4 protein-coding genes and 1 pseudogene are annotated in these 7,084 nt (G+C 72.9%); 3 read left to right on the top strand and 2 right to left on the bottom strand.

The genetic code is table 11. The annotated features are described in order from the left end of the window. Positions 1-291, top strand: a pseudogene (locus CCN72_RS29670) (hypothetical protein); the annotation flags it as partial. A 9-nt stretch (positions 292-300) separates the two neighbouring features. On the opposite strand, the gene CCN72_RS29665 reads toward CCN72_RS29670, so the two are convergent. Both CCN72_RS29665 and CCN72_RS29660 read right to left on the bottom strand, forming a co-directional pair. Next, positions 301-1,950 carry an AMP-binding protein gene (locus tag CCN72_RS29665; protein ID WP_279630295.1) on the bottom strand — a complete coding sequence of 550 codons (1,650 nt, stop codon included), beginning with the start codon at positions 1,948-1,950 and terminating at the stop codon, positions 301-303. Then, positions 1,947-3,620 (bottom strand): AMP-binding protein, encoded by a 1,674-nt coding sequence (locus tag CCN72_RS29660; protein ID WP_086811065.1) that lies wholly within the window; start codon positions 3,618-3,620, stop codon positions 1,947-1,949. Before CCN72_RS29660 ends, CCN72_RS29665 begins: the two co-directional genes overlap by 4 nt. Positions 3,621-3,681: 61 nt before the next feature. Between CCN72_RS29660 and CCN72_RS29655 the strand changes: the two genes are divergently transcribed. Next, positions 3,682-4,629: a helix-turn-helix transcriptional regulator gene (locus CCN72_RS29655; RefSeq protein WP_086811063.1), complete on the top strand. Its 948-nt coding sequence runs from the start codon at positions 3,682-3,684 to the stop codon at positions 4,627-4,629. A 155-nt stretch (positions 4,630-4,784) separates the two neighbouring features. Continuing rightward, positions 4,785-7,084 (top strand): ATP-binding protein (locus CCN72_RS29650; protein WP_208638136.1); only part of this gene is annotated, 2,300 nt, incomplete at its 3' end.

Below are 7,084 nucleotides of genomic sequence, written 5' to 3'. Positions count from 1 at the left end.
CACAGGCACTCCACGTCCCGGGGGCTGCTCGCCCAGGTGGATCCGACGGTACGGCCCGCCGCGCCCCGGGACGTGGAGTGCCTGTGGCTGACCGCGATGACGGAGTCCGCCGACTGCGTCTACTTCTCCCTCGCCGGGTACAGCGACGCCGCCCGCGCCTGCGCGGACTCGCTCGGCGTACCCCTGTTCGTCCTCGACCTCGCGGGCGTCCCGCAGCCGGTGAACGACCCCGCGGACGCGCTGAACGCCGACGGCGCCCCGGAACCGGGGCGCCGCGCGCGACGGGGCTGAGGGCAGCACTCAGTCCCGGTACCGCTCCCGCAGTTCGATCTTCCGCACCTTCCCCGACACCGTCATCGGGAAGGCGTCGAGGAGGCTGAGCCTGCTCGGCACCTTGTAGTGCGCGAGCCGCCCCCGGCAGAAGGCGTGCAGCTCCTCCAGGGTCAGCGGGTCGCCCCCGTCGTGCGGGATCACACAGGCCAGCACCTCCTCGCCGTACTTCTCGTCCGGCACCCCGACGACCTGTACGTCCCTGATCTTCGGGTGGGCGTAGAGGAACTCCTCGATCTCGCGCGGGTAGATGTTCTCGCCGCCCCGGATGATCATGTCCTTGATCCGGCCGACGATCTCCACATACCCGTCCTCGCGCATCATCGCGAGGTCCCCGGTGTGCATCCAGCGGCCCGCGTCGATGACCTCGGCGCTCTTCTCGGGCTCGTCCCAGTAGCCGAGCATCACGCTGTAACCGCGGGTGCACAACTCGCCGGTCCTGCCGCGCGGTTGGGTGACCCCGGTGGCCGGGTCGACGATCTTGACCTCAAGGTGGGGCAGGACACGGCCGACGGTGGCGGTGCGGTGCTCCAGGTCGTCGTCGGTGCGGGTCTGGAGGGACACCGGCGAGGTCTCGGTCATGCCGTAGCAGATGGCGACCTCGGCCATGTGCATCTCGGCGACGACCCGCTTCATCACCTCCACCGGGCAGGGCGAGCCCGCCATGATGCCGGTGCGCAGGGTGGAGAGGTCGTACGAGGCGAAGTCCGGCAGGTTCAGCTCGGCGATGAACATGGTCGGGACGCCGTACAGGGAGGTGCACCGCTCCCGCTGCACCGCCTCCAGACTGGCCCTCGGTTCGAAGGACGGGGCCGGGATCACCATGCAGGCGCCGTGCGAGGTGGCCGCCAGGTTGGCCATCACCATGCCGAAGCAGTGGTAGAAGGGGACCGGGACGCAGATCCGGTCCTGCTCCGAGTACTTGACCAACTCCCCCACGAAGTAGCCGTTGTTGAGGATGTTGTGGTGGGAGAGGGTGGCGCCCTTGGGGAAGCCGGTGGTGCCCGAGGTGTACTGGATGTTGATCGGGTCGTCGCAGGACAACTCCGCTTCCCGCGCCGTCAGTTCGCTCCGGTCGCCGGTCTCGCCGCGCGCGGTGAACGCCGCCCAGCCGGGGTCCCCGAGGTAGACCACCTCGCGCAGCTCGTGGCAGTCGCCGCGGACCTCCTCGACCATGGACCGGTAGTCGCTGCTCTTGTGGCTGAGGGAGGCGAACAGCAGCCGTACGCCCGCCTGGCGGAGGACGAACCGCACCTCGTGGGTGCGGTAGGCCGGGTTGATGTTGACCATGACGGCGCCGACGCGCGCGGTGGCGTACTGCACGAGCACCCACTCGGCGCGGTTGACCGCCCAGATGCCCACCCGGTCGCCCTTGGCGATGCCGCTCGCCAGCAGCGCGCGGGCGAGCCGGTCCACATCGGCGTCGAAGGCGGCGTACGTCCAGCGGCGGCCGGCCGCCACGTCGACCAGGGCCTCGCGATCCGGCCAGGTCCGCGCCGTACGGGCGAGGTTGGCGCCGATGGTCTCGCCGAGCAGCGCGGTGGTCCCCGTCCCGTGCGCGTACGACAGCCCCGGGGCGCTCGCCGGAAGTCCCCCGTTCACCAGAAGTCCCTCGCTCACCGGAAGTCCTCCTCGCGGTACTCGTCCGCCGAGCCCTGCGCGGTGGCCTCGCGCAGCTCGATGCGGCGGATCTTGCCGGAGACGGTCTTGGGCAGCACGCCGAACTCCAGGCGGCGGACGCGCTTGTAGGGGGCGAGCACCTGACGGGAGTGCTCGAAGATCACCTTGGCGGTGTCGGGTCCCGGCTCATAGCCCTCGGCGAGGACGATGTACGCCTTGGGCACCGCGAGCCGCAGCTCGTCCGGGGCGGGCACCACGGCGGCCTCGGCCACCGCCGGGTGCTCCAGCAGCGCACTCTCCAGCTCGAAGGGGCTGATCTTGTAGTCGGACGCCTTGAAGACGTCGTCGGCGCGGCCGATGTAGGTGAGGTAGCCGTCCTCGTCGCGGGCCGCGATGTCGCCGGTGCGGTAGTAGCCGCCCGCCATGGCCTCGGCGGTGCGGTCCGGGTCGCCGTGGTAGCCGGCCATCAGCCCGATGGGCGGCTCGGCGAGATCGAGCGCGATCTCGCCCTCGGTGGCGCCGGGCGCACCGGTGACCGGGTCGAGGAGCTCCACCTTGTAGCCGGGGCTGGGGCGGCCCATGGAGCCGGTCTTCAGCCGCTGGCCGGGGGCGTTGGAGACCTGGACCGCGGTCTCGGTCTGCCCGAAACCGTCCCGGATCGTCAACCCCCAGGCGCGGCGCACCTGTTCGATGACCTCGGGATTGAGCGGCTCGCCCGCGGCCACCACCTCGCGTGGCGGCGTGCGCAGTTGGCCGAGGTCGGCTTGGATGAGCATGCGCCACACGGTCGGTGGGGCGCAGAAGGTGGTGACCCCGGCGCGGTCCATCTCGGCCATCAGCCGACCCGCGTCGAACCTCGTGTAGTTGAAGATGAAGACGGTCGCCTCGGCGTTCCACGGGGCGAACAGGTTGGACCAGGCGTGCTTGGCCCAGCCGGGCGAGGAGATGTTCAGATGGACGTCGCCGGGCTTCAGGCCGACCCAGTACATGGTCGCCAAGTGGCCGATGGGGTAAGAGACATGGGTGTGCTCGACCAGCTTGGGGCGGGCGGTGGTGCCCGAGGTGAAGTAGAGCATCAGCGGGTCGTCGGAGAGGGTGGGCCCGTCGGCCGTGAAGCCGGCGGGGGCGTCGTAGGCGTCCTCGTACGCCAGCCAGTCCGGCTCCGGTGTGCCGCCGACCGCGATCCGGGTGTAGGCGCCGGGCACCTCGGCGAACTTGGCGGTGTCCTCGGCCCGCACCAGCACATGCCGGACCCGGCCGCGCTCGACGCGGTCGCACAGGTCGGCGGGGCCGAGCAGCGGGGTGGCCGGGATGACGACCGCGCGCAGCTTCATCGCGGCCAGCATGACCTCCCACAGCTCGGCCTGGTTGCCGAGCATGACCAGGACGCGGTCCTCGGCGCCGACGCCCCGCGCGCGCAGCCAGTTCGCGATCCGGTCGGAGCGCTCGGACAGCTCGGCGAAGGAGAGCCGGATCTCGCGGCCGTCCTCCTCCACGATGTGCAGCGCGGTGCGGTCGTTGCCGGCGGCGATCACGTCGAACCAGTCCAGCGCCCAGTTGAAGTGCTCCGGCCGGGGCCACGCGAACCCGTCGTAGGCGGTGGCATAGTCCTCGCGGTGTGCCAGCAGGAAGTCCCGTGCGTTCCTGAAGGCATCGGTCGCCGTCGTCATCCGTCGTCCTCCTATGTTCCCGACCATTGCCGGGCGGCTCCCTGGCATCGTCTAATCCGTGATGCAGGTCTCACTACCCCCGAACGGGGGTGTGGTCCCTGCGCGCACGGGGGTGTGGTCCGCACATCAGCCGCACCGAAGGAGCGATGAGGTGACAGCAGAGGCCGTGACGGTGGTGGAGATCCGCGGTGCGCTGCTCAGGCTGCGGCGCGCGACGGGGCTGCCGGTCGCCTTCGGCGGGCTGGTGGAGTCCGGCCGTCCGCAGGTGCGCATCAGCGAGCTGAGCGGTACGGCGACGGCCGCGCTGCGCTCCCTCGCGGTGAGCTCGGGCAGCGGCCTGGGCGGCAAGGCGGTGGCACTGGCCCGGCCGTGCGCGGTGACGGACTACTCCAGCTCCCGGCACATCAGCCATGAGTACGACATCCCGGTGGCCGCCGAGGGCATCCGCTCGGTGCTCGCGGTCCCGGTGGTGGTACGGCGCCGGGTGCGCGGGGTGCTGTACGGCGCGCTGCGTTCGGCCCAGCCGCTCGGTGACCGGGCGCTCGGCGCGGCGGTCGCGGTGGCGCGGGACGTGGAGCAGACGCTGATACTGCGGGACGAGGCGTGGGAGCTGCTGACGGCGGGCCGGGGCCTCCTCGGGGACGCGGGGGCGCCCGGGGGCCCCGAGACCGGGGCCGGTACGGGCGCCTGGGAGCAGGTGCGGGAGGCGCACGCGGCGCTGCGGGCGCTCGCGCCCCGGATCACCGATCCGGTCCTGCGTGCCGATCTGCTGGCCGCCTGCGGGCTGTTGACGGCGCCGCGGCCGGCCGGCGGACCGGCTCTGGCGCCGCGTGAACTGGACGTGCTGTCCTGGGTGGCGGCGGGCGCGACCAATGCCGCGGTAGCCGAACGGCTGGGGTTGCGCCCGGAGACCGTCAAGGGGTATCTGCGTTCAGCGATGAGGAAGTTGGGCGCACACACGCGGGGGGAGGCGGTGACCGCGGCACGCCGGGCGGGGTTGCTCCCGTAGCCCCCCGAGACATGAAGGAAACCTTCCCATTCATGCGCGGATGCTTTGAATTTCCTCATGCTTGACCGTTTGTTATTTCCCTCACCACGGCTTCCGTCCGAATTTCAAGGATCGTTGCCTAGAATTTGGTCCGGACACGACATACGAGGGGAGCGGTGACCGTGCGACGGGACTTCCAGGAGTCTGCCCGATGCCGCTCGGACCTGGTCATCGGCCGCGAGGAAGTGTGCGCCGCCGCCCGCGCCCAACTCGCCTCCGGCGGCAGTGTGCTGCTCCACGGACCGGCCGGAATAGGGAAATCGACCATCCTGCGGGCATTGGCCGAGGAATACGCCTCGACCGCGCACATCGTCCTGCGCTGCTCGGCGACCGAGTCCGAATCCCACCTTCCGTTCCTCGCCCTCGCCGACCTCCTCGGCCTGGTCCTGGACGACGTCTGCCCCCGGCTGCCCGCCGCCCAGCGCACCGCGCTGGAGTCGGCGCTCACCGGCCGCGGCGAGTCCACCCTCCAGCGCGACGGCCTCGCCCTGCGCCTTGCGGTGCTGTCCGCGCTGCGCGCGCTCGCCGCCCGCGGACCGGTCCTGATCGTCGCCGACGACCTCCAGTGGCTGGATCCCGCCAGCGCCGAACTGCTCGGCTTCGCCGCCCGCCGGCTCGGCGGCACCCCGGTCCAACTCCTGTGCGCCGTACGGACGGAGGGCCAGGACAGCCAGGAGTACGACCGCCATCTGCGGTCCTGCCCGCCGGACACCCTCGCCCTGCGGCTCGGGCCGCTCTCGCACACCCGGATCGCCGAGCTGCTCGGCCACCGCGGCCACGGGGCACTGTCCCGCTCCACGGTCCGCGAGGTGCACCGCACCAGCGGCGGCAACCCGCTGTTCGCGCTCGAACTCGGCCGCGCCCTCGCCGAGAGCCCCACCCCGCCCCGGCCCGGCGAGCCGCTGCCGGTGCCCACCTCGCTGCGCGCCCTGGTGCTCAGCCGCCTGGACATGCTGTCCGTGGAGGCCCGCCGCACCCTGCTGGTGGCCAGCGCCGGCGCCCGGCCCACCCCGGCGCTGCTGCACGCGGCGGGCCGGGAGAACGCCGAGGCGGAGTGCGCCCAGGCCGCCGAACTGGGGCTGCTGGCAACGGAGTCGGACGCGCCCGCCGTACGCTTCGCGCATCCCCTCATCTCCGCCGCGCTGTACGCGGAGGCGCCCGCGCAGGAACGGCGGGCCGCGCACGCGGCGCTGTCCACGGCCGCCTCCGACCCCATCGAGCGGGCCCGGCACCTCGCCCTCGCCACCACCGGCGCCGACCCGGAGGTCGCCGCCCGGCTCGCCGAGGCCGCCGCCCTCGCCCGGGACCGCGGCGCGCCCTCGGTCGCCGCCCAGCTGGGGCTGCTGGCCGCCCGGCACACCCCGGTGGACAGCGTGCCCAGCCCGGAGGAACGCCGGCTCGGCGCCGCCGAGGACGCCATCACCGCGGGCGAGGTGGACCTCGCCCGGGACATCGCCCGCGAGGTGCTCAAGCGGGCGAGCGTGCCCGCCGAACGGGTGCGCGCCTGGATCATCGTCATCGACACCGCGGGCCACACCATGGCCGAGGTCGACGCCCTCTTCCCGCAGGCCCTCGCGGACGCGGGCGACGACCCGCGGCTGCTCGCCCTGGTCCACTACCAGCTGGGCTGGCGGGCGCTGATCGTGGAGGGCGACTTCACCGCGGCCCGGGACGCCGCCGCGCACGCCGCCGAACTGGCCGCGCGCAGCAAGGACCGGCGCACCGAGCTGCTCGCCCTCGCCTTCCAGGCGCAGACCGAGACCCTGATGGGCCATCCGGAGGCGCCTCGCACCATCAAGCGGGCGCTGCGCGAACCCCAGGACCCGCGGGTGGCCTGGCATCACAACGGGGCGGGCAGCGCCCGGTTCCGCTGGCTGGTCATGGGCGACCAGCTGGCCGAGGCGCGGGCCACCGTCACCGGGCTGCTGCGCGAGGTGCGCCGGCACGGCTCGGTGGAGAGCGAGGTGCACTTCCTGCGCGGCCTGGCCGAGACCGAACTGCGCGCCGGGCACTGCGGCCGCGCCCTCGACCTCGCCCGCGAGGGCCTCAAGCTCGCCCGGGACTCCGGGATCGGCGAGACCGCCTCGGCCATGCTCACCTCGCTCGCGGAGGCGTCCGGCGGGGACGTGGACCGGGCGCTCACCCTCGCCCGGGAGGCGGTGGAGCACGCCGAGGAGGACGGCGACCAGATGTACCTCTCGCGGGCCCTGGGCGCCCTCGGGTACGCCCAGTTGGTGGCCGGGGACCCGGCGGGCACCGTGCGCTCGCTGCGCCGGGTGCGCAGCCTGGAACTGGGCCTCGGCATCACCGACCCGGCCCGCGGCCGCTGGCAGGGCGACCTCGCCGAGGCACTGGTCCGCATCGGTGAACCCGCCGAGGCGCAGGACGTCATCGACAGCGCGCGGGAGCACGCGCT

Origin of the sequence: Streptomyces murinus, assembly GCF_002154555.1 — a bacterium.
In the GTDB taxonomy this organism is placed as follows: Bacteria; Actinomycetota; Actinomycetes; order Streptomycetales; family Streptomycetaceae; genus Streptomyces; species Streptomyces murinus.
The sequence above is the reverse complement of the archived record's forward strand: the minus strand, read 5'-3'. Positions and strand labels throughout refer to the sequence as shown.

What these genes read in the sequence shown, in the direction of transcription:
- CCN72_RS29655 (WP_086811063.1), top strand. Translation starts at nt 3,682, where the DNA reads ATGCAGGTCTCACTACCCCCGAACGGGGGTGTGGTCCCTGCGCGCACG.
- CCN72_RS29660 (WP_086811065.1), bottom strand. Translation starts at nt 3,620, where the DNA reads ATGACGACGGCGACCGATGCCTTCAGGAACGCACGGGACTTCCTGCTG.